Below are 22,807 nucleotides of genomic sequence, written 5' to 3'. Positions count from 1 at the left end.
TGTTTCACGTGAAACCGGACGAACGGCCTCACCGAACCCCCTGCCACCTCTCGATCGGGGTCTAGCTGCCGGTCTCCAGGCTCAGTTTGAAGCCGACGTGCGACGCGACGAAGCCGAGCCGCTCGTAGAAGCGCAGGGCGTCCGTACGCGTCGCGTCGGACGTCAGCTGCACCAACTGGCAGCCCTGGCGGGCGGATTCGTCGATGGCCCACTGGATCAGCCGGGTGCCGAGGCCGGAGCCGCGCTCGTCGGCGTGCACGCGTACGCCCTCGATGACCGACCGGGTGGCGCCCCGGCGGGAGATACCCGCGATGATCGTCAGTTGCAGCGTCCCGACGACCCGGCCGTTCCGCTCGGCGACGGCCTGGTACTGGTTCGGGTCATCGGCGATCCGATCGAAGGCCCGGCGGTACAGGGCCAGGTCGTCCGGCGACTCGCGTGCCGCGCCCAGCGGGTCGTCGGCGAGCAGCGCCACGATCTCCGGCAGGTCACCGGCGTCGGCCGGTCGTATGTGCAGATCGTCCATGGGCCGCAGATTACGCCCGGCCCGTGTCCTCGCGTCACGCCGGGATGTTTCGCGCGCGCGTCCGCAGCCGGCGCCCCCGCCGGGTCAGTCCCCAGGGCTTCAGCACCGAGACGACGGTCATGAAGAGATACGCCGAGGTCGCCACCGACGGCGCGACGACCAGGCTGATGTCGGGCACGCCGCCGTTGTCCGCCGCGTGCTCGATCTCCGGCCGCAGCGAGAAGATCGTCGCGGCGGCGGTGGCGAGCGTGAGCCAGAACTTCACCCAGACCCAGCGGTGCCGGGCAAGGCCCCAGGGAGTCCCCAGGGACAGCACCAGACCGCTGCCGAGGGTGATCAGGGCGACGGGCGCCAGCAGCCACTCCGCGAAGACCCTCATCGCACGGTAGGAGGCTTCGGTGAGGGTGGAGTCGCCGGTGTCGTACGCGGTGATACCAAGGGTGAGCAGGCCGAGGGTGAGGCCCAGCCAGCTCACGGAGACGGCGACATGGACGACAAGGAGGGCCCGGCGGACGGGTCGCTTCAGTGGTTTCACGTGAAACACGGTGTCGTGCTTCGGACCGGAGGTCGTCTCACCGGGGGAGTAACCAGCCGTACTCGCCTCGGCGTACGCGGCGAGCCCAGGGGGCCGTGGACGGACCGCAGGACCGCTCCGGCCCGAGCGGGCGAATTCGGCCGGTTCGGCGGCCGAGCCCCGGTCCGCGGCCTCGGCCGGGTCTCCTCAGCCCAGGTCGGGAGCGTGCATCGCCCGTACGCCCTCGATGTTGCCGTCCAGATAGTGCCTCAGCGACAGCGGTACGAGATGGACGGCGGCGATCCCGACCCGGCTGAACGGGACCCGTACGATCTCGTACTCCCCGCACGGCTCGTCCATCTCCGGCCCGTGCCGCAGGTCCGGGTCCATCGATTCGAGGCGGCAGACGAAGAAGTGCTGCACCTTCACCCCGGTGACTCCGGCGTTCGCGATGTGTTCGACGGTGTCCACGAAGCAGGGCACGACGTCGGTGATCTTGGCGCCGAGTTCCTCGTCCACCTCGCGGTGGAGCGCGGCGACCACGGTGGCGTCGTCCGGCTCGACCCCGCCGCCGGGCGTCACCCAGTACGGATCCACACCCGGCTTGGTGCGCTTGATGAGGACGAGATGGTCGCCGTCGAGCAGGATGGCGCGTGCGGTGCGCTTGACCACGGGCCGTTCGGTCATGGGAAGAGGGTGGCCCGATACCGGCCGGTCGAAACTCCCCGGGGCTCGGCGGTCACCAGTCGACCGAAGCGCGCAGCAGCCATTCGTGCGCCCGCGCGATGTGCGGCAGAGCGAGCGTGCCGGTGCGTACGACGAGGAAGTAGGTGCGCAGCGGGGGCACCGGCGGGTCGTAGAGCGCGACGATCTCGCCGCGTTCCAGCGCGGGCGCGCACAGATAGCGGGGCAGTACGGCCAGTCCGGCGCCCGCCGCGGCGCTCTCCAGCACGGCGCGCAGGTCGGGCGCGATGACCGCGCCCGCCGCGGCCGGCCGCGAGTCGAAGACCGACGCCCAGTAGCGGGAGACCAGCGGCAGCGACTCGTGGACCTCCACCACCGGCAGCTGTTCCAGGACGACATGGCCCTCGCGCAGCACGTCGTGGCCCAGCCGGGCCGCCCAGCGCGGCGAGGCGACCAGGACGTGCTCCTCGTCGCAGAGCGGGGTCGCGGTGAGCAGTCCGCCGCGTGGCCGTGCGGTGGTGATGCCGAGGTCGTGGTGCCCGGCGGCGAGGCCGTCCAGGGTCTCCTCGGGGTTGGTGAAGAAGGAGGCGCGGAGCGCGAGGCCCTGGCTGATCAGCGGGGTGAGCGCGGGCAGGGCGCGTACGGAGGTGAACTCCGGTGGTCCCGCGAGATGGAGCGTCCGCACCCCCGACTCCTCGTCGAGCCCGGTCTCGGTGATCTCGATCAGTGCGTCGAGGTGCGGCGCGGCCCGGTGGGCGAGTTCGTCGCCGATGGTGGTGGGGGTGACGCCCCGGGCCTGGCGCAGAAAGAGCGGGCGGCCCAACTGGCGCTCCAGGGTGCGTATCTGGCCGGTGACCGCGGGCTGGGAGAGCCCGAGCAGGGCGGCGGCGCGGGTGAACGAGCCGGCGCGGTGGACGGTGAGGAAGGTGCGCAGCAGGGTCAGGTCCACGGCGGCCCTCCTCACGTTCCGGTCCCGCGCGGACCCGTCCCGGGGCCCGTCGTCGGGACATCCAACTATAAATAAGTCGATAGGTCGCTGTCGTCAGGGTGATTGGACACTGACGCAGAGTCAATTAGCCTTGTGGACGTGGTTCTTCGCGCGTGGAACCCGTGGGCGGCCCGAGTCACGAGGGGGGAGGCTCGGGACCGCCCGTCTCACGTCGGGACGTCGGGACGTCGGCCGGGATCGGGGCCGGCCGATCAGCGCGCGGCGCCGTCCAGGGCGCGCAGCACGTCGGCGATGAGGTCGTCGGGGTCCTCGGCGCCCACGGAGAACCGGATGAAGCCCTCCGGTACGTCGTCCCCGCCCCACCGTCCCCGCCGTTCCGCCGTCGACCGCAGTCCGCCGAAGCTCGTCGCGTCGTCCACCAGCCGCAGCCCGTCCAGGAAGCGCTCGGCGTGGTCCAGGCCGGGCAGGACGAACGACACCACACACCCGTAACGCCGCATCTGCGTGGACGCGAGGGCGTGCGAGGGGTCGTCGGGCAGCCCGGGGTGGCGCAGACCGGTCACGTCGGGGCGCCCGCGCAGCGCCCGCGCGAGGAGCAGGGCACTCGAACACTGCCGGTCGATCCGTAGCTGGAGCGTGGCCAGCGAACGGTGGGCGAGCCAGGCTTCCATCGGTCCGGGGATGGCCCCGGCGATCTTGCGCCAGCGCCGTACGCCCGCGGCCAGTTCGGGATCCTCGCAGGTCACATGGCCCAGCAGGATGTCGCCGTGCCCGGTCATGCCCTTGGTGTCGCTGGCGACCGAGAAGTCCGCGCCCAGTTCCAGGGGGCGCTGGCCGAGCGGGGTGGCGAGCGTGTTGTCGACGGCGACCAGGGTGCCCTGGTCGTGCGCGGCCCGCACCAGCCGGCGGATGTCGCAGACGTCGAGTCCGGGGTTGGACGGGGTCTCGATCCACAGCAGCCGGGCGCCGGCCAGCACGTCGAGCTGCGCGTCACGGGCGGTGGGCGCGGTGCGTACCTCGATCCCGTACGCGGTGAGCTGCTCACGCAGCAGTGGCAGCGCCTGATACCCGTCGTCCGGCATCACGACCGCGTCGCCGGTGCGCAGCTGGGAGAAGAGCACCGCGGAGATCGCGGCCATCCCGGAGGCGAAGGTGACCGTCTCGACGGCCCGGCCGGGGGCCTCCAGCTCGCCGATGGCACGTTCGAGATGGGTCCAGGTGGGGTTGGTGTCGCGGCCGTAGGTGTACGGGCCGGTCGGCTCGCCCGGCAGATGGAAGTGGGCGGCGAACACCGGACCCGGCAGGGTCGGTTCGTACTTCACCGGCTCGGGCAGCCCGGCCCGTACGGCGCGGGTGCCCTCTCCCACCCCGTGCGCGGGGTCCGGCGTGGTGCCGGTCTCGCTCGCCACGGCGATCAGTCCTTGTCGTCGGGCAGCGCGACGTTCAGCGCCCACGACACGACAGAGATGATGAGGCCGCCGAGCAGGGCGGTCCAGAAGCCCTCGACGTGGAAGCTCAGGTCGAACACGTCGGCGAGCCAGGAGGTCAGCAGCAGCATCAGCGCGTTCACGACCAGGGTGAACAGGCCGAGGGTGACGATGAACAGCGGCAGCGTCAGCAGCTGGACTATGGGCTTGACGACGAAATTGACCACACCGAAGATCAGCGCGACCACCACCAGCGCCAGGACCTTCGCGCCGGTGCTGTCGCCGGTCAGGGTGATGTCATTGATCAGCCAGATCGCCACGGCCAGCGCACCCGCGTTGGCGATCGTCTTGACTACGAAATTCTTCATGATGTGATCGTGGCATGAAGGCTTTCCGACTTGACGAGCTGGAGGCGGAACGTGCCGCCAACGACGGCGCTTATCTGCAATTTGTCCGGGAACGGAACATGTCCGTCGGTCTGTACGCGCTGGACGCCGGCACCGTCGACCCGCAGCAGCCGCACCGCCAGGACGAGGTCTACCTCGTCATGAGCGGGCGCGCCTCGATCACCGTGGGCATGGAGACGACCCTCGTCGGGCGCGGCAGCGTCGTCTACGTCCCGGCCGGGGTGCCGCACAAGTTCCACCACATCACCGAGGACCTGCGGGTGATGGTCGTCTTCTCGCCACCGGAGGGCTGAGGCCGCCGCGCGTACCGCCCTCGGCGCCCGGCCGGTACCGCCCCGGGCGCGCCCGGCGGGCGCCGACCCCACCCCGGCGTCAGGGTCGGATCAGGGGAGAGCCAGGGCCGCGGGCCCTCCGCTCCGGTCCGCGCCGCTCTAGCATCGGAGACAGTGGGGGCGGACCTCACGCGGGCCACGCGCCTCACGCGGGCACGCACCTTCAGGCACCTTCACGCACCGGGGCTTCAGGTGCTGAGGGCTTCGGGCACTCACGGAACGAGGTAGGGACGATGGCGGTGCGGGAGATTGTCGCGGGAATGCCCTGGTGGGTGAAGTGGATCGCGTTGCCCCTGATCGTCCTCTTCGTGTTCGGCGGACTGATCGCGACCGTGGTCGGCTTCGTGATCGGGCTGCTCTTCAAACTGCTGATCCTGGTGGCGCTGGTCGGCGGGCTCGTCTACGCCGTACGCACGTTCACGTCGTCGTCCTCGCACCGCGACTGACCGGCCCCGCCGACCGCCCCTCGCCCGGCGCGCCGGGGCAACCCAACGCCCCGGCCGTTAGCCCGCGCGGGGGAAAGGCACGGACGAAACGACTCCCACTCCAGAAGCTGCCATTAGAGTGGCAAGCCTCCGCCACATCCTGCGAAAACAGCGTCCATGGTCGATCTGACCAGCGCATTGTGCGAATGAGCGGTGCCGGACCTCGGACTCCGGTCCCGGTTCCCCGGGATGTGGCAGACGCGGGGGCGGCCCCCGCGAGCGGGCGCACGCCCGTCAGTACGCCTGGGGGTGACCTTTGGCCACAGCGTCCACGGCAGCTGCCCCTACCCTCATCGGTTCGGTGCGGCGCGCGCTGCGTCTGCTGGAGTCGGCCGGTGCCCATCCGAACGGCGCCCCCGCGAAACAGCTCGCACGGGAGGCGGGGCTGCCCCTGCCCACCGCGTACCACCTGCTGCGGACGCTGACCCACGAGGGCTATCTGCGCCGGGAGAAGGGCGTCTTCTTCCTCGGGGACGCGGTGGACCGGCTGGTGAGCGGCGCGGGACCGGGGCCCGGTCCGGCCCGGCGCACGATGGCCGAGTCGATGGAGCGCTGCCGCGACCTGATCGGCGCCCCGGTGTACTTCGGCGTCTACCGCGAGGGCGAGATCGAGATCGTCGCGGTGGCCGACAGTCCCGCCGCGCCGGCCGTCGCCGAATGGGCCGACTTCCGCGAGACCGCGCACGCCCACGCGATCGGCCAGTGCCTGCTGAGCCAGCTCGACGAGGACGCCCGCCGGGACCATCTGGACCGGCACCCCGTGGGCCCGCTGACCCCGTACTCCGTCGCCGACCGGCGCACCCTGCTCTCGCGCCTGGGCACCATGGGGCGTACGGGTCCTGTGCTGGAGAGACAGGAGTACGCGCTCGGCCATGTCTGCGCCGCCGTACCCATCCGGGCCGGGGCGACCGTCGGCGCCCTCGCGACGTCCCTGCCCCTCCATCAGGAGGAGCGATTGCTCCCCGCCGTCGAACGACTATGCAAAGAGTTCGAAAACTTGATCGGATCTCTGGAATTCTCTATCAGTATCTGAAATATCACTCCTTGTGATCCGTTTCTGCGTGTTGGACGATAAAGAAGAGGATCAAGGGGCTTCAGTAGTGGCAGTTCCACCACTAAACCCCTCAAAAACCCTCTGAATTTCTTACTCTCCGTAACTTTCCGTCATCCACTGCGGGGTCCACGATGCGCGAGTTGGTCCAGGCCGAAGTCCTGATGAATTTTCTTGTGTCGGAAGAGCTCTCCTTCAGAATTCCCGTGGAACTCCGTTACGAGACGACGGACCCCTACGCGGTGCGCATGACCTTCCATCTGCCCGGCGACGCCCCCGTCACCTGGGCCTTCGGCCGCGAACTGCTGGTCGACGGCATCAACGAGCCCAGCGGCGACGGCGACGTGTACATCTCGCCGACCGAGCCCGAGGAGCTCTCCGACGTTCACATCAGGCTCCAGGTCGGCTCCGAGCACGCCCTGTTCCGGGTCAGCGCGCCACCGCTGGTGGCCTTCCTCGACCGTACGGACCGGCTGGTGCCGCTCGGTCAGGAGATGACGCTCGGGGACTTCGAGACCGATCTGGAGGAGACCCTCGGCCGGATCCTCGCCGAGGAGAACGCCGGCTGAGCCACCCGGCGCACGGGCCCCGTCCGCCCTGCGCCGGTCCACCCCGCGCCGCTCGCCGCACACCGCCGGCACACGGGCTACGCCTTACGGCGCCGCCCGCCGCCACCGCGCGTCCGGAGCCCGCCGAACGGCCCTCCGGACGGTGACCCCGACGGAGCCTGTGACGGCACCTGTGAGGGCATCTGCGGCGGCGCCCCGGAAGGCGCGCCCGACGAGGCCACGGGCATCTCCCCGCCTCCCGACGACGACCCCGGCCTGTCGGCCGACACCACCAGCGCCGCCAGCGCCGTCGTCACCGGCACCGACGCCACCAGACCGATGGACCCCACCAGCGTCCGTACGATCTCCTCCGCCACCAGCTCGCTGTTGGCCACCGCCCCCACACTCGACTCCGCGATCGAGAAGAGCAGCAGCAGCGGCAGCGCCGCACCCGCGTAGGCCAGTACGAGCGTGTTGACCACCGACGCGATGTGGTCCCGCCCGATCCGGATCGCCGCCCGGTACAGCGCGCGCGGGCCCATGCCGGGGTCCGCCTGGCGCAGCTCCCACACCACCGAGGTCTGGGTCACCGTGACGTCGTCCAGCACGCCGAGGGAGCCGATGATCACGCCCGCCAGCAGCAGACCGCTCATGTCGATCTCCGGATACAGCCCGTGGATCAGTCCGGTGTTGTCGTCCGTGTTGCCCGTCAGGCTCGCCCAGCCGATGAACACCGACCCGAGCAGACCGATCAGCAGCAGCGAGATCAGCGTCCCCAGCACGGCGACGGACGTACGGGCCGTCAGCCCGTGGCACAGATACAGCGCGATCAGCATGATCGCGCTCGCCCCGACCACCGCGACGATCAGCGGATTCGAGCCCTGGAGAATCGCCGGCAGGATGAACAGGGTCAGTACGGCGAACGAGATGACCAGCGCGACCAGCGCCATCAGCCCGCGCATCCGCCCCACCACGATCACCGCGAGCGCGAAGATCCCGGCGAGCACGGCCATCGGCACCGTACGGTCCACATCGGTGACCGAGTACTGGAGATCGCGCGGCGCGTCCGGGGCGTAGGCGACCACCACGCCTTGTTTCACGTGAAACTGCCGCGGCGCGTCCGGCTGGACCACCTCGACGAACCGGCGCCCCGTGTCCTTGCCGGACATCACCTCGACCGTCGCCTTGACGCAGTCCCCGTTCTGCGCACGCTGCGCCGCACGCCCCTGGGGCGCGGAGGTGTCGTCCGTCGGCGGGACCTGAGCGGCGTTGACGTCCTTGCAGTCGACCTGTTCGATCTTCACCACCTGGCCCTGCTCGGTCTGCCGGTCGAAGCCGACACCGGTGCGTTCATGGGCGGGGGCGCCGCCGGGCCAGAGCACCACGAGTCCCACGACGACCGCCGTGGCGAAGGGAATCAGCACCGCGGCGATGACCTTGCGCAGGTGCTGCGAGACCGGCGCGGCCGGTCCATGGCTGTGCGAATGGCCGTGCGAGTGGCCATGCGGATCGGGTCTCTGCTGGGGTGAGGTCACCGACCGATCATCGCAAGACAGGGCAGGCCCTCTGTTCAGCACGCCGGACATCGCGTTAGCGTGGTCATGCCTTTACACACGCGGGAGCTCGGAGCACCGGGCTGAGAGGACGCTGACTGTGGAGTTCCGGGGCTTCCCCGGACCCCTGAGCTGCGTCGACCGCCGAACCTGTTACCGGGTAATGCCGGCGTAGGGAGTAGGTCTCCAATGACCGTTCAGGACACACGCACGTCTGCCTCCGACAGCTCCGACGGTTCCCACAGCTCCGACACCTCCAGCAGGCCCGTCGGCTGGCACAAGGGATATCTGGCGGGCTCGCGCCCCGACCTCCGGGTGCCGGTCCGTCAGGTGCGCCTCACCAACGGCGAGGACGTCACGCTGTACGACACGTCCGGGCCGTACACCGACCCCACCGTCGAGACCGACGTACGGCGCGGACTCGCACCGCTCCGGGAGAACTGGATCGTCGCCCGCGGCGACACCGAGGAGTACGCGGGGCGGCCCGTCCGCCCCGAGGACGACGGCCTCAAGCACACCTCGCCCCGGGGCGGCCTGCGCAATCTCGACGCGGTCTTCCCCGGCCGTCCGCGCCAGCCGCGCCGGGGCCGCGAGGGCCGGGCGGTGACCCAACTCGCGTACGCCCGGCGGGGCGACATCACCCCGGAGATGGAGTACGTCGCCCTCCGGGAGAACGTCCCGCCCGAGGTCGTACGCGAGGAGATCGCCGCCGGCCGCGCGGTGCTGCCCGCCAACGTCAACCACCCCGAGATCGAGCCGATGATCATCGGCAAGCGGTTCCTGGTGAAGGTCAACGCCAACATCGGCAATTCGGCCGTCACTTCCTCCATCGAGGAGGAGGTGGACAAGATGACCTGGGCCACCAAGTGGGGCGCCGACACGGTGATGGATCTCTCCACCGGCCGCAACATCCACACCACCCGTGAGTGGGTGCTGCGCAACTCCCCCGTTCCCATCGGCACCGTGCCGCTCTACCAGGCCCTGGAGAAGGTCGACGGCCGCGCCGAGGAGCTGACCTGGGAGATCTACAAGGACACCGTGATCGAACAGGCCGAGCAGGGCGTCGACTACATGACCGTGCACGCGGGCGTCCTGCTGCGCTACGTGCCCCTGACGGCCCGTCGCAAGACCGGCATCGTCTCGCGCGGCGGCTCGATCATGGCGGCGTGGTGTCTGGCGCACCACAAGGAGTCGTTCCTGTACGAGAACTTCGAGGAGCTCTGCGACATCCTCGCCACGTACGACGTCACGTACTCGCTCGGTGACGGCCTGCGCCCCGGCTCGATCGCCGATGCCAACGACGAGGCGCAGTTCGCCGAACTGCGCACGCTCGGCGAGCTGAACACCATCGCCAAACGGCACCAGGTGCAGACCATGATCGAGGGTCCGGGCCATGTCCCGATGCACAAGATCAAGGAGAACATCGACCTTCAGCAGGAAATATGCGAGGAGGCGCCCTTCTACACGCTCGGCCCGCTGACCACGGACATCGCCCCGGCGTACGACCACATCACCTCGGGCATCGGCGCGGCGATGATCGCCTGGTGGGGGACGGCGATGCTCTGCTACGTGACCCCCAAGGAGCATCTGGGCCTGCCCAACCGCGACGACGTGAAGACCGGCGTGATCACGTACAAGATCGCGGCGCACGCGGCTGACCTGGCCAAGGGGCATCCGGGGGCGCGGGAGTGGGACGACGCGCTGTCGGACGCGCGGTTCGAGTTCCGCTGGGAGGACCAGTTCAATCTGGCACTCGACCCGGACACGGCACGGGAGTTCCACGACGAGACGCTGCCCGCCGAACCGGCGAAGACCGCGCACTTCTGCTCGATGTGCGGGCCGAAATTCTGTTCGATGAAGATCAGCAGAAGCATCACAGAGCAGTTCGCCCCTGACCTGCTCTCTTCCGCTTCGGACGACGAGATCGAGGCGGGGATGCTGGAGAAGTCCAAGGAGTTCGCGGCGAACGGCAACCGCGTGTACCTGCCGCTGGCGGACTGACTGACCGACCGGCCGCCGCTCGGCGGTCGTGGGTTCCCGGCCGGTCCGTGGTCCGGCCGGGGACCCGCCCGTCCGTCCGTGGGACGCCCCGGCTCATTCCGGGTGGTGCTCGGGCCCGCCGTAGTCGGGGCTGGAGAAGTCCGGGCTGGAGTAGCTGGGGCGGCGGCCGGCCGGCGCGCCGTCGCCCGGACTGGAGAAGTTCGGGCGGCTGTAGCCCATTTTCGGCAGATGCTGGGCCGGGCGGGCCTTCGGCGCCGGCTTCACGGCGGGTGCGGCCAGGGCGTCGCGCAGGAAGGGCAGCAGACCGCGTACCAGTACGGCCTCCCGCCACGCCTCACGCGCCCCGGCCACCTCGTCGGGCCACGCGGGGTCCGACGCGTCGGCCGTGACCTGGGTCGCGCCGTTGCGCAGGGCCGTGATCAGCAGCCCGGCCGCCGCCACGGCCAGGCCGACGGCCGTGACGGCACCGAAGAACCAGCCGACGGTCAGCAGCGTCGCGGAGAAGGCGGGGACCGGGCTGAGCATTCTCAGCACGTAGCCGACGCACAGGAAGACGACGGCCGCCGCGGCCGCCAGGATCGGCACCAGGACGGCGACGATCGCGGCCAGCCCCGCGCCGGTCTCGGTGGCCCCGGCCACCGAGGGCGCGGAAACGGAGTCGGCCGACGGCGGGGCCGGGTGGCGGAACTCCTCGCGGACCTTCGTGTAGTACTCGTACTCGTCGGCGGCGGTGGCGGTTATCAGAGACGTCGCGTGGAGAGCCATCGTGCGCAGTTGTTCGGCGGTGAGCCGCTTTCCGACATCGGCCAGGTCCGGACGGTCGTGCGCGTGGCGCAGCGTCTCGTCGAGAATTCGCTCGAACTCGGCGCGATCCTCGTTCAGCAGATGCGGAGCGCTGTTCATGTGCATCCCCCGGTGCTCCGTCGGCCGGATCGCCCGCTCGTGGCGGGCGGTGGGCGAGAACGGAGGAGAGCCTGCTACGGATGAGCCGATGGTAGAGCGGTTGGGGCAGGAGGTGAGAGGGAGTTCACCGAAAACGCCTGCTCCCACTCTTCTCAGTTATCCAGGGGGAGCCTGACGACCAGTAGCTTTCCGGCCATGGTCACTCCGCCGTCCATGGCGACGGCGAGCCCGTCGGCGTAGACGTGCGGCCCGTCGACCACCGGCCCGGAGCTGTCCTCGCCGTCCGACGCGTCCTCGGTGCCCACGTCGCCGAGCAGATACGGGATCGGGCTGTGGCCGTGGACGATACGGCCCCCGCCGTACGCGGCCAGCAGTTCCCTGGCCGCTTCCGGGCCGCCGTTGTCGCGGAACGCGAAGCGCTTGGTGAGCTTGCGGAAGATGTCCCAGCACTCGTCGGCGTCGTTGCGGGTGAGGATGGCGCGGACGTTGTCGTTGACGTCCTCGATGGTGGTGCCGTAGTCGAGATACGCGGTCGTGTCGGAGTGCATCAGCAGGTGCCCGTCCTCCGCCACCAGGGCGTCGAGGCGGGACATCCACTGGAGGTGGACGTCCTGGAGGCGCTCCATGTCCACCTTCTGGCCGCCGTTCAGCAGCCAGGCGGCCTGGAAGGTGGCGGTGCCGGCGCCGGAGTTGACGGGGGTGTCGCCGAACCGCCGCGCGCCCAGCAGGAGCAGTTCGTGATTGCCCATCAGGGCCTTGCAGTAGCCGCCCGCCGCCGCGGCCTCGGCGGAGAGCCGCATGACGAGGTCGATGACGCCGACGCCGTCGGGGCCCCGGTCGGTGAAGTCGCCGAGGAACCAGAGGCGGGTGTTGCCGGCGGCCCAGTTGCCCGCACTGTCGATGAGGCCCTGTGCGGCGAGGGCGGCGACGAGTTCGTCGAGGTAGCCGTGGACGTCGCCGACGACGAAGAGCGGGCCGAGGCCGTCCTGGGTGCCGGGGCTCTCGACGGGGTCGACACGGACCTGCACGGTGCTGCCGGGGCCGATCACCGGGAGGTCGCGCTCGGTGGGGGTGTAGCCCTCGGGGATCTCGTCGCGGGGGATGGCGTTGCCCGGGTGGTCGGAGGGGGCCGCCTCGGCGACGGGCGGTGCGGGCGTGGTCGGTGTCGACGCCGGCGCGACGGGTGGTGCGGGAGGGAGCGGCGGGGCGGCTGCGGCGGGAAAGGCCGGTGCGGCGGGCGGGAGCGGCGGTACGGGCGGGTCAACAGGCACCGGCGGTACGGGTGCGGCAGGAGGGACCGGCGGCGCGGGCGCCACCGCCGTACCCGTACCCGCGACTGTGCCCGTGCCCGTGGCTGAACCCGTGCCGGGGACTGTGCCCGTGGCCGGAACCGTACCTACCAGGGTGCGTGGATCCGTACGCGGCACCTCGGCGTCGCCCTGCTGCCCCGGCATCACGGGGACCTGCGTGTACGGCGGCACCCGGAAATCGCGCAATGTCGCCGTCCGCACCACGGGTCCCTGACCGGACCCGGCCCCCTGAGTCATCGACCCCTCCACCACCGTCGCGCCTCCGTACACCTCTCGGGCCCCGCCTGGTCGGGCGGGACATCCCCACCGGAGGTAGGGGACGGTCCGCGGTGTCGTGCGCCCATCATAGGAATGCAGTGACCCCTCTGTGACGCACCAGGGGTGGTCAATCCGATTCCACCCGCGTTTCATCGACAGTTTTCACGCGGATCGCCCGAAATGCGCGATTCGGGCCTCTCCGTCTCAGTCTCTGGACGGAGACCTCGGGGCGCTGACCGTGGTGCGGGGCGGACGCCGCTGGGACGAGGTCCGGACGATCAGCTCCGTCGGTATCACCTGCTCCACCGGACGCCCGGTGTCGACTCCCTCGATGGCGTCGATGAGGAGCTGGACGACGGCGGTGCCGATCCGGCGCGGCTTCAGCGAGAGGGTCGTGATCGGCGGTTCGGTCGTCGCGTAGACGGTGGACTCGCTGCAACAGACGAGGAGGAGGTCCTCGGGGACCCGCAGGCCGTAGCGCCGGGCCGCGGCGAGCAGATCCGTGCCGTTGGGGTCGAACAGCCCGTACACCGCGTCGGGGCGGTCGGGGCGGGCGAGCAGCCGGTCGGCGGCGACGGCGCCGGCGCAGGGGTCGTGCGCGGGGTAGGACTCGTAGACCGGGTCCTGTCCGACCCGCTCGCACCAGCGCAGATACGCCGTGGTGGAGAGCCGGGTGTACGTGTCGGTGGTCGTCCCCGTGAGCAGCCCGATCCGGCGGGCGCCCGCCGCGGCGAGATGGTCGAGCAGGTCCAGTACGGCGGCCTCGTGGTCGTTGTCGACCCACGCGGTGACGGGGAGGGTGCCGGCCGGGCGGCCGTCCGAGACGACGGGCAGGCCCTGGCGGACGAGTTCGGTGACGACCGGGTCGTGGTCGGACGGGTCGATGACGACGGTGCCGTCGAGTGCGACGTTCGACCAGACATCGTGGCGGGAGGTGGCGGGAAGGATGACGAGGGCGTAGCCCCGGGCGAGTGCCGCGGAGGTCGCGGCCCGTGCCATCTCGGCGAAGTAGGCGAACTCGGTGAAGGTGAAAGGTTCATCCCCGTACGTGGTGACGGTCAGGCCGATCAGTCCCGACTTGCCGGTACGGAGGGTTCGGGCCGCGGCGGACGGGCGGTAGCCCAGCCGTTCGGCGACTTCTCGGACATGGCGGCGTGTGGCGTCGGGTAACCGCCCCTTGCCGTTGAGCGCGTCGGAGACGGTCGTGATGGAGACACCGGCTGCGGCGGCCACGTCCCGGATGCCCGCCCGACCTTGCCGGCTGCCCCGTCGGGATGTGTCCGTCCGGCTCACCTGGTGTTTCCCTGCTGGTGTCATGGCGAGCCGATAGTAGGGCTCATCACGGTGGTCAGGCCGGTCGCATATTCACCTACCTAGAGTCACGTTTCTGCATGATCATCAACGCTCAATAGACATGGAAAACAAGGGTATTGAGCGATCCTGTTGTGGTCTGTCAAGCGTGGAGCTGGATGGGCCTGGCGAGTCCCCGATGTTTCGAAGAGGTCTCAACTCACCCCCACGGGGGATGCGCGCCACGGAGTGAGCCACCGGCGCGCGCCAGGTCGGCGAACGCTCCCCCTGTCGGGGCCCGCCTTCCGGGCCTCTCGGACTCCCCGTTCGCGGTCGTGCGGAGACCGGTCCCGCGAGGGTTCCGCGTGCGTCGCGCGGCCGTTCCGGCGGGCGTCCCGGGGCCGGGCCGGCGAACGTCCGAGCGGCGTTCCGCGAGCCGTCCCGGGGCCGGGGCGGCGGGCGGTATTCGCAGGGCCCGTCAATCCTCTTAAGGTAAGCAGTATTGGTACATCCGCATGAGGTGAGCCGATCATGTGACCGGCCCCCGGAAGCGACAGAAGCGCCGGAAGCCCCAGAAGCCACAGAACGCCCGAGGAGGACCCGCGGTGAGCGAGACGAGCCCGAAGCTGCGCGCCGAGCTGGACGGCATTCCCACCTACAAGCCGGGCAGGCCGGCGGCGTCCGGCGGGCCCGCCGCGTACAAGCTGTCGTCCAACGAGAACCCCTACCCGCCGCTCCCCGGGGTGATGGAGAAGGTGCTGGCCTCGGCAGGCGCGTTCAACCGCTACCCCGACATGGCGTGCACCGGGCTGATGGGCGAGCTGGCCGAGCGCTTCGGGGTGCCCGTCTCGCACCTCGCGACGGGCACGGGTTCGGTGGGAGTGGCCCAGCAGTTGCTTCAGGCCACCTCGGGCCCCGGCGACGAGGTGATCTACGGCTGGCGGTCCTTCGAGGCGTATCCGATCATCACGCAGATCTCCGGGGCCGCGTCGGTGCGGGTGCCGCTGGACGCGAGCGACACCCACGACCTGGACGCGATGGCGGACGCGATCACCGAACGGACCCGGCTGATCTTCGTCTGCAACCCCAACAACCCCACGGGCACCGTGGTGCGCCGGGCCGCGCTGGAACGGTTCCTCGACCGGGTGCCGGGCGACGTGCTGGTGGTGCTGGACGAGGCGTACCGCGAGTTCATCCGGGACACCGACGTGCCCGACGGCGTGGAGATCTACCGGGAGCGCCCCAACGTGGCCGTACTCCGGACCTTCTCCAAGGCGTACGGCCTCGCGGGGCTGCGCGTCGGCTTCGCGATCGCCCACGAGCCGGTCGCCGCCGCGCTGCGCAAGACGGCGGTGCCGTTCGGGGTGAGCCAGATCGCACAGGACGCGGCGGTCGCCTCACTGCGCGCCGAGGACGAGCTGCTGGGGCGGGTGGGGTCACTGGTCGCCGAGCGCACCCGGGTGTACGACGCGCTGATCGGGCAGGGCTGGACCGTGCCGGAGACGCACGCGAACTTCGTGTGGCTGCGGCTGGGGGACCGGACGACCGACTTCGCGGCGGAGTGCGAGCGCGCGGGCGTGACCGTCCGGCCGTTCGCGGGCGAGGGGGTGCGGGTGACGATCGGTGAGTACGAGGCGAACGACCTGTTCTTGCGCACGGCGGAAACGTTCCGCAAGGAGCTCTGAGGATCGAGGGTCTGAGGATCCGCGGCCGAGGTCCTGTCCGCCGGGCGGGACCGAGGAGCTGATACGCGACGGATGCCTGTCCCGGGTCCGGCCTGCCCGGCCGGTCCCGAGCGGGGTGCCACGGCGCGCGGCCACGGCGGGACGTACGGAGGGGGACCCCCCCTTGAAGATCCCGTCGGACCGTGCGCCATACTTTTGCTTGTGAATGTGAACGCGTTCACAAGCGAGTGTGAGGTGTCCTGCTTCGCCCCGTTCTCATCGGGACGTTCGGGACACGTCGCCGCCCCCGGCAAGGGGCCCGCAAGGAGAAGGAGAGAGACGACGTGGACATGGCACTGGCCCCCGAGACTCTCGCGCGATGGCAGTTCGGCATCACCACCGTCTACCACTTCCTCTTCGTCCCCCTCACGATCTCCCTCGCCGCGCTGACCGTCGGCCTGGAGACCGCGTGGGTACGGACGTCCCGTCCCAAGTACCTCAGGGCGACGAAGTTCTGGGGCAAGCTCTTCCTGATCAACATCGCGATGGGAGTCGTCACCGGCATCGTGCAGGAGTTCCAGTTCGGCATGAACTGGTCGGACTACTCCCGCTTCGTCGGCGATGTCTTCGGCGCCCCGCTCGCCTTCGAGGCGCTGATCGCGTTCTTCTTCGAGTCCACCTTCATCGGCCTGTGGATCTTCGGCTGGGACAAGCTGCCCAAGAAGATCCATCTGGCCTGTATGTGGATGGTCTCGATCGGCACGATCCTCTCCGCCTACTTCATCCTGGCCGCCAACTCCTGGATGCAGCACCCCGTCGGCTACCGGATCAACGAGGAGCGCGGCCGGGCCGAGCTGACCGACTTCTGGGCCGTACTGACGCAGAACACCGCCCTCGCCCAGTTCTTCCACACCATCACGGCGGCCTTCATGGTCGGCGGCGCGTTCATGGTCGGCATATCCGCCTTCCACCTCGCGCGCCGACGGCGCGACGGGCGGCGGACCCACGTCGCGGTGATGCGCACCTCACTGCGGCTCGGTCTCGTCACCCTGGTCACGGCCGGCCTGCTCACCGCCGTCAGCGGCGACACCCTCGGCAAGATCATGTACGAGCAGCAGCCGATGAAGATGGCCTCCGCCGAGGCCCTGTGGGACGGCGAGGCGCCCGCGCCGTTCTCCCTCTTCGCGTACGGGGACGTCGACCAGGGCCACAACAAGGTCGCCGTCGAGATACCCGGCCTGCTCTCCTTCCTCGCCCACAGCGACTTCGACTCGTTCGTCCCCGGCATCAACGACGTGCAGAAGGCGGAACAGGAGAAGTACGGCCCCGGCGACTACCGGCCCAACATCCCCGTCGCCTACTGGGGCTTCCGCTGGATGATCGGCTTCGGCATGGCGTCGCTGGGCATCGGACTCCTCGGGCTCTGGCTGACCCGCCGGAAGTTCCTGCTGCCGAAGGCGCTGCGCACCGGCGAGGACGAGGTCCCGCATCTCGTGCTCTTCCGTTCCAAGGCCCTCGGCCCCCGCTTCGACCGGATCTACTGGCTGGTCGCCCTGTGGACGATGCTCTTCCCGCTCATCGCCAACTCCTGGGGCTGGATCTTCACCGAGACCGGCCGCCAGCCCTGGGCGGTCTACGGCGTACTGCGCACCGCCGACGCCGTCTCCCCCGGCACCTCCACCGCCGAGGTGCTCACCTCGATGATCGTCTTCACCCTGCTCTACGCGGCGCTCGCCGTCGTCGAGGTGCGGCTGCTCGTGACGTACGTCAAGGCGGGTCCGCCGGAGCTCACGGACGACGACCTCAACCCGCCCACGAAGATCGGCGGCCACGACAGCGAGGACGCCGACCGCCCGATGGCGTTCTCGTACTGACCCGTGCCGACCCGATGCCGACCGTGCCGATTCGCAATGCCCGTACCGACCCGTACCGAGGACTTTGAGGAGCTGATGTGAGTCATGGAACTCCACGACGTCTGGTTCGTCCTGATCGCCGTCCTGTGGACCGGCTACTTCTTCCTTGAGGGCTTCGACTTCGGGATCGGTGTCCTGACGAAACTCCTCGCGCGCGACCGCAAGGAACGCAGGGTCCTCATCAACACCATCGGCCCCGTCTGGGACGGCAACGAGGTGTGGCTGCTGTCGGCGGGCGGCGCGACCTTCGCGGCGTTCCCCGAGTGGTACGCCACCCTCTTCTCCGGCTTCTATCTGCCGCTGCTGCTCATCCTGATCTGTCTGATCGTGCGCGGAGTCGCCTTCGAGTACCGGGCCAAGCGTCCCGAGGAGCGCTGGCAGCGCGACTGGGAGCACGCGATCTTCTGGACCTCGCTGCTGCCGGCGGTGCTCTGGGGCGTGGCCTTCGGGAACATCGTGCGCGGCGTGAAGATCGACGCCGACATGGAGTACGTGGGCGGCCTGACCGACCTGCTCAACCCGTACGCGCTCCTCGGCGGGCTGGTGACGCTGACCCTCTTCACCTTCCACGGCGCGGTGTTCGCCGCCCTCAAGACGGTGGGGGACATCCGGGTGCGGGCGCGGAAGCTGGCCTTCGGGCTGGGGCTGCTCACGGCCGTGGCGGTGCTCGGGTTCCTCGGGTGGACACAGGCCGACAGCGGGGACGGCGTGAGCCTGGGCGCCCTCGTGGTCGCGGTGGTGGCGCTGGCCGGCGCGGTCGTGGCGATCAGGATGGGGCGGGAGGGGTGGTCGTTCGCGCTCTCCGGACTCACGATCGTGGCCGCAGTGGCGATGCTCTTCCTGACGCTCTTCCCGAATGTCATGCCGTCGTCGCTCGACCCGGCGTGGAGCCTGACGGTGACCAACGCGTCCTCGACGCCGTACACCCTCACGATCATGACCTGGTGCGCGGGCATCGCGACGCCGCTGGTGGTGCTCTACCAGGGCTGGACGTACTGGGTCTTCCGCAAGCGCATCGGCACCCAGCACATCGCCGATATCCAGCACATCGCGGACACCCAGCACAATGCCGGACCCCGCCCATTGCAGGCCCCCGGCACCTCGCCGACGCGTACCACCACGACTGACGCGCACCACTAGACCGTGTCCGACAAGACCTCGGACTCTGGTCCCGAACCGGGCGGGTGTTTCACGTGAAACCAATCGATCCGCGTCTGCTGCGGTACGCACGGGCCACCCGGCGTTTCCTGGTGGCACTGGTGCTTCTGGGACTGGCCGGTGCCGGGCTGATCGTGGCTCAGGCGGTGATCGTCGCCGAAGTGGTGGTGGGGGCGTTCGAGCGCGGACTCGATGTCTCCGGGCTCGGTACGCCGCTGGTCCTGCTCGGCGCGGTCGCCGTCGGACGCGGACTGGTCGCGTGGCTGACCGAACGTGCCGCCCACCGGGCGAGCGCGGCGGTCATGTCCGAGCTGCGCGGGCGGCTGCTGGAGCGGGCCGCCGAGCTGGGACCCGGATGGCTGAGCACGCGGCGCACCGGCTCACTCGTCGCGCTGGCCACCCGTGGCGTGGACGCGCTGGACGACTACTTCGCGCGCTATCTGCCCCAGCTCGGTCTCGCGGTGGTGGTGCCGGTCGCCGTACTCGCGCGGATCGTCACCGACGACTGGGTGTCGGCGGCCGTCATCGTGGCGACCCTGCCGCTCATCCCGCTCTTCATGGTGCTCATCGGCTGGGCCACCCAGTCCCGGATGGACCGTCAGTGGCAGCTGCTGTCGCGGCTGTCGGGGCATTTCCTGGACGTGGTCGCCGGGCTGCCGACGCTGAAGGTCTTCGGCCGGGCGAAGGCACAGGCGGAGTCGGTGCGGGAGATCACCTCGGCGTACCGGCGGGCCACGCTCCGTACGCTGCGGATCGCCTTCCTGTCGTCCTTCGCGCTGGAACTGCTGTCGACCCTGTCGGTCGCCCTGGTGGCCGTGGGTATTGGGATGCGCCTGGTCCACGGGGAGTTGGACCTCGCCACCGGACTCGTCGTGCTCATCCTGGCCCCGGAGGCGTATCTGCCGCTGCGGCAGGTGGGCACGCAGTACCACGCGGCGGCGGAGGGGCTGGCGGCGGCGGAGGAGGTCTTCGCGGTGCTGGAGACGGACCCGGCGACCCTCTCCCGCACCGACCCGGCGACCGGGGGACGGTGTACGGCCGAGGGGGCGGGCCCGCCCCGGCTGGAGCTGGCGGGTGTGACGGTGCGCCACGAGGGCCGGGCCGAACCGTCCCTGGACGCGGCCACGCTGGTGGTCGAACCGGGGGAGACGGTCGCCCTGGTCGGCCCGAGCGGCGCGGGCAAGACGACCCTGCTGAACGTGCTGCTCGGCTTCACCGTGCCGGACGAGGGTCACGTACGGGTGGGCGGCAGGGACCTCTCCGCCCTCGACCTGGACCGCTGGCGCGCGCAGATCGCCTGGGTGCCGCAGCGCCCGTACCTCTTCGCGGGGACGATTGCCCAGAACGTACGCCTGGCCCGCCCGGACGCGGATGACGCCGTCGTACGGAACGCGCTGCGCGACGCGGGGGCGTACGACTTCGTGAGCGCGCTGCCCCGGGGGACGGAAACCCAACTGGGCGAGGACGGTACGGGCCTGTCGGCGGGGCAGCGTCAACGCCTCGCACTGGCGCGCGCGTTCCTGGCGGACCGTCCGGTGCTGCTGCTGGACGAGCCCACGGCGGCACTGGACGGCGAGACGGAGGCGGGCATCGTGGCGGCGATCCGCCGCCTGGCGGAGGGCCGCACCGTGATCCTGGTGATCCACCGCCCGGCGCTGCTGCCCCTGGCGGACCGAGTGGTCGAACTGGGCGGTTCCGGTGCGCCGGTGGACCGGCCCTTGGGTGGCGGGCGGACACCGGGGCTCCGGCACGGGGGCGGCGTTTCCGTTACGGGGACCACTGACCGTACCGGCGGCGGCAGCAGCATCGGTACGGGAGCGGCCGGCGCAGGCCCAGACACCGGCACCACAGGCACAGGCACCGGCGGCGGCGCCACCTCCGGTCCAGGCACAGGCACCGGCGGCGGCGCCACCTCCGGTCCAGGCACAGGCACCGGCGGCGGCGCCACCTCCGGTACAGGCACAGGCGCCGCCGGGGGCCCGTCCGTGTTCGCGGACCAGACCGCCGCCCCGGACACTGACGCACGCCGGGGACGCGGCGCCACACCACGCCCGCTCGCCCGGATGCGCGCCGCCGCCGGGGCCCTGCGAGGTCGGTTCGTACTCGCGCTGGTGCTCGGGAGCCTGGCACTCGGGTCCGCCGTCGGGCTGATGGCCGTCTCCGGATGGCTCATCTCACGGGCGTCCGAGCAGCCACCGGTGCTGTATCTGATGGTCGCCGTGACCGCGACCCGCGCCTTCGGGATCGGGCGCGCCGTCTTCCGCTACGCCGAGCGGCTCGTCTCCCACGACGCGGTGCTCCGGATGCTCGCCGACCTGCGCGTCTCCGTCTACCGACGGCTCGAACGGCTCGCCCCCGCCGGGCTGCGCCACACCCGGCGCGGGGATCTGCTCACCCGGCTCGTCGCCGACGTCGACGCCCTCCAGGACTACTGGCTGCGCTGGGTGCTCCCGGTCGGCTCCGCCCTGCTCGTCGGCGCGGGCACCGTCGGCTTCACCACCTGGCTGCTGCCCGAGGCGGGCGCCGCGCTGGCCGTCGGCCTGCTCGCGGCAGGCGTCGGCGTGCCGCTGATCGGCGCCGCCCACGCGCGCCGCGCCGAACGGCGGCTCGCCCCCGCGCGCGGCCTGCTCGCCACCCGGGTCACCGAACTCCTCGAAGGCTGCGCCGAACTGACGGTCGCCGGCGCCCTGCGGAGCCGTATCCGCGCGGCGCGCGACGCCGACACGGCCCTCACGGCCATCGCCTCGCGCGGCGCCGCCGCCACCGCACTGAGCGGCGGCCTGTCCGCGCTTATCTGCGGCCTGACGGTGACCGCCGCCGCGTACACCGGTGTCGGGGCCGTGCACGACGGGCGGCTGCCGGGAGTCGCGCTCGCCGTTGTCGTCCTGACGCCGCTCGCCGCGTTCGAGGCCGTGGCCGGGCTGCCGCTCGCGGTGCGGTACCGGCAGCGGGCCGCGCGCAGCGCCGAGCGGGTGTGCGGGGTACTGGACGCGCCCGACCCCGTACGGGAGCCCGAGCGGCCTGCCGTCACTCCCGAATCGCCGTTCCCACTGGAGGTACGGGGGCTCTCGGCCCGGTACGCGGGGCAGGAGCGCGACGCGCTCGCCGGGGTCGACCTGACCCTGACCGCCGGGACACGGCTCGCCGTGGTGGGTCCTTCCGGCTCGGGCAAGACGACGCTCGCCCAGGTGCTGCTGCGTTTCCTCGACGCGCGCGAGGGCGTCGTCCGGCTCGGCGGGACGGACACGGCCACGCTGGACGGCGACACGGTGCGGCGGTTCGTCGGGTTGTGCGCGCAGGACGCGCACCTGTTCGACAGTTCCGTACGCGAGAACCTCGCCCTCGCCCGCCGGGACGCGACCGACGACGACCTGCGCGAGGCGCTGCGCCGGGCCCGCCTGCTGGACTGGGTCGACACGCTGCCCGCCGGACTGGACACCCTCGTCGGCGAGCACGGCGCGCGGCTCTCCGGCGGCCAGCGCCAGCGTCTGGCGCTGGCACGGGCGCTTCTCGCCGACTTCCCCGTCCTGGTGCTGGACGAGCCCGCCGAACACCTCGATCTCCCGACGGCCGACGCGCTGACGGCGGACCTGCTGGCGGAGACGGAAGGGCGGACGACCCTGCTGATCGCCCACCGGCTCCAGGGGCTCGACGCGGTGGACGAGGTGCTGGTGCTCGACGAGGGGCGGGTGGTGCAGCGGGGCCCGTACACCGATCTGATCGCGGTGGACGGTCCATTGCGCACGATGCGCGAGCGCGAACGAGAGCAGCGGCAGGGGCAGGCCCGGGGGCAGACGCGGGCCGTACGGGTCGATCAGCCGTCCTGATCGGCGA

Annotated in this window: 19 protein-coding genes; 9 read left to right on the top strand and 10 right to left on the bottom strand. The window is 70.8% G+C overall.

Translation table 11 applies throughout. The annotated features are described in order from the left end of the window. Positions 1-61: 61 nt before the first annotated feature. From OG875_RS15380 to OG875_RS15355, 6 genes are all read right to left on the bottom strand, one after another. The gene (locus OG875_RS15380; protein ID WP_330174802.1) at positions 62-526 is read right to left on the bottom strand and encodes a GNAT family N-acetyltransferase; all 465 of its coding nucleotides are present in this window, start codon (positions 524-526) and stop codon (positions 62-64) included. A 34-nt stretch (positions 527-560) separates the two neighbouring features. Further along, positions 561-1,061 (bottom strand): DUF2269 domain-containing protein, encoded by a 501-nt coding sequence (locus OG875_RS15375; RefSeq protein WP_330174801.1) that lies wholly within the window; start codon positions 1,059-1,061, stop codon positions 561-563. Positions 1,062-1,247: 186 nt separating this feature from the next. Then, entirely contained in the window at positions 1,248-1,727 is a 480-nt protein-coding gene (locus OG875_RS15370; RefSeq protein ID WP_330174800.1) for an NUDIX hydrolase, read from the bottom strand. A gap of 52 nt (positions 1,728-1,779) precedes the next feature. Further along, complete coding sequence (locus tag OG875_RS15365; RefSeq protein WP_330174799.1) at positions 1,780-2,673, bottom strand: LysR family transcriptional regulator; 894 nt, start codon at positions 2,671-2,673, stop codon at positions 1,780-1,782. A gap of 251 nt (positions 2,674-2,924) precedes the next feature. Next, positions 2,925-4,082 (bottom strand): cystathionine gamma-lyase, encoded by a 1,158-nt coding sequence (locus tag OG875_RS15360; RefSeq protein ID WP_330174798.1) that lies wholly within the window; start codon positions 4,080-4,082, stop codon positions 2,925-2,927. 5 nt (positions 4,083-4,087) lie between these two features. After that, positions 4,088-4,468, bottom strand: a complete 381-nt coding sequence (locus OG875_RS15355; protein WP_330174797.1) for a phage holin family protein — start codon at positions 4,466-4,468, stop codon at positions 4,088-4,090. Positions 4,469-4,482: 14 nt separating this feature from the next. Between OG875_RS15355 and OG875_RS15350 the strand changes: the two genes are divergently transcribed. The 4 genes from OG875_RS15350 (at position 4,483) to OG875_RS15335 (ending at position 6,944) form a co-directional block, all read left to right on the top strand. Then, on the top strand, positions 4,483-4,800 hold the full coding sequence (locus OG875_RS15350; RefSeq protein ID WP_330174796.1) for a cupin domain-containing protein: 318 nt from the start codon (positions 4,483-4,485) through the stop codon (positions 4,798-4,800). A 278-nt stretch (positions 4,801-5,078) separates the two neighbouring features. Next, a complete protein-coding gene (locus tag OG875_RS15345) occupies positions 5,079-5,285 on the top strand; it encodes a DUF5326 family protein (RefSeq protein WP_330174795.1) in 207 nt (68 codons plus the stop codon). Between the two features lie 295 nt (positions 5,286-5,580). Beyond that, the gene (locus OG875_RS15340) at positions 5,581-6,357 is read left to right on the top strand and encodes an IclR family transcriptional regulator (protein WP_330174794.1); all 777 of its coding nucleotides are present in this window, start codon (positions 5,581-5,583) and stop codon (positions 6,355-6,357) included. A 152-nt stretch (positions 6,358-6,509) separates the two neighbouring features. After that, positions 6,510-6,944 carry an SsgA family sporulation/cell division regulator gene (locus OG875_RS15335; RefSeq protein WP_330174793.1) on the top strand — a complete coding sequence of 145 codons (435 nt, stop codon included), beginning with the start codon at positions 6,510-6,512 and terminating at the stop codon, positions 6,942-6,944. A 77-nt stretch (positions 6,945-7,021) separates the two neighbouring features. On the opposite strand, the gene OG875_RS15330 is transcribed toward OG875_RS15335, so the two are convergent. Then, positions 7,022-8,458: a YibE/F family protein gene (locus OG875_RS15330; RefSeq protein ID WP_330174792.1), complete on the bottom strand. Its 1,437-nt coding sequence runs from the start codon at positions 8,456-8,458 to the stop codon at positions 7,022-7,024. Between the two features lie 207 nt (positions 8,459-8,665). On the opposite strand from OG875_RS15330, the gene thiC reads away from it, so the two are divergent. Further along, positions 8,666-10,477 (top strand): phosphomethylpyrimidine synthase ThiC, encoded by a 1,812-nt coding sequence (thiC, locus tag OG875_RS15325; RefSeq protein ID WP_330174791.1) that lies wholly within the window; start codon positions 8,666-8,668, stop codon positions 10,475-10,477. A 93-nt stretch (positions 10,478-10,570) separates the two neighbouring features. Here thiC and OG875_RS15320 read toward each other — a convergent pair whose 3' ends face one another. The 3 genes from OG875_RS15320 to OG875_RS15310 all read right to left on the bottom strand — a co-directional run bounded on the left by OG875_RS15320 (position 10,571) and on the right by OG875_RS15310 (position 14,265). After that, positions 10,571-11,386: a hypothetical protein gene (locus tag OG875_RS15320; RefSeq protein ID WP_330174790.1), complete on the bottom strand. Its 816-nt coding sequence runs from the start codon at positions 11,384-11,386 to the stop codon at positions 10,571-10,573. A gap of 146 nt (positions 11,387-11,532) precedes the next feature. Further along, a complete protein-coding gene (locus OG875_RS15315; RefSeq protein ID WP_330174789.1) occupies positions 11,533-12,942 on the bottom strand; it encodes a metallophosphoesterase in 1,410 nt (469 codons plus the stop codon). A 210-nt stretch (positions 12,943-13,152) separates the two neighbouring features. Continuing rightward, a complete protein-coding gene (locus OG875_RS15310) occupies positions 13,153-14,265 on the bottom strand; it encodes a LacI family DNA-binding transcriptional regulator (protein ID WP_330174788.1) in 1,113 nt (370 codons plus the stop codon). A 578-nt stretch (positions 14,266-14,843) separates the two neighbouring features. On the opposite strand from OG875_RS15310, the gene hisC reads away from it, so the two are divergent. The 4 genes from hisC (at position 14,844) to cydD (ending at position 22,800) form a co-directional block, all read left to right on the top strand. Beyond that, positions 14,844-15,923 (top strand): histidinol-phosphate transaminase, encoded by a 1,080-nt coding sequence (gene hisC, locus OG875_RS15305; protein WP_330174787.1) that lies wholly within the window; start codon positions 14,844-14,846, stop codon positions 15,921-15,923. 323 nt (positions 15,924-16,246) lie between these two features. Beyond that, positions 16,247-17,776: a cytochrome ubiquinol oxidase subunit I gene (locus OG875_RS15300; protein ID WP_330174786.1), complete on the top strand. Its 1,530-nt coding sequence runs from the start codon at positions 16,247-16,249 to the stop codon at positions 17,774-17,776. Positions 17,777-17,860: 84 nt separating this feature from the next. Further along, on the top strand, positions 17,861-18,955 hold the full coding sequence (gene cydB / locus OG875_RS15295; protein ID WP_330174785.1) for a cytochrome d ubiquinol oxidase subunit II: 1,095 nt from the start codon (positions 17,861-17,863) through the stop codon (positions 18,953-18,955). Positions 18,956-19,008: 53 nt separating this feature from the next. Further along, a complete protein-coding gene (gene cydD, locus OG875_RS15290) occupies positions 19,009-22,800 on the top strand; it encodes a thiol reductant ABC exporter subunit CydD (RefSeq protein ID WP_330174784.1) in 3,792 nt (1,263 codons plus the stop codon). Positions 22,801-22,807 lie beyond the last annotated feature (7 nt).

Origin of the sequence: Streptomyces sp. NBC_01498 (assembly GCF_036327775.1) — a bacterium.
In the GTDB taxonomy this organism is placed as follows: Bacteria; Actinomycetota; Actinomycetes; order Streptomycetales; family Streptomycetaceae; genus Streptomyces.
The sequence above is the reverse complement of the archived record's forward strand: the minus strand, read 5'-3'. Positions and strand labels throughout refer to the sequence as shown.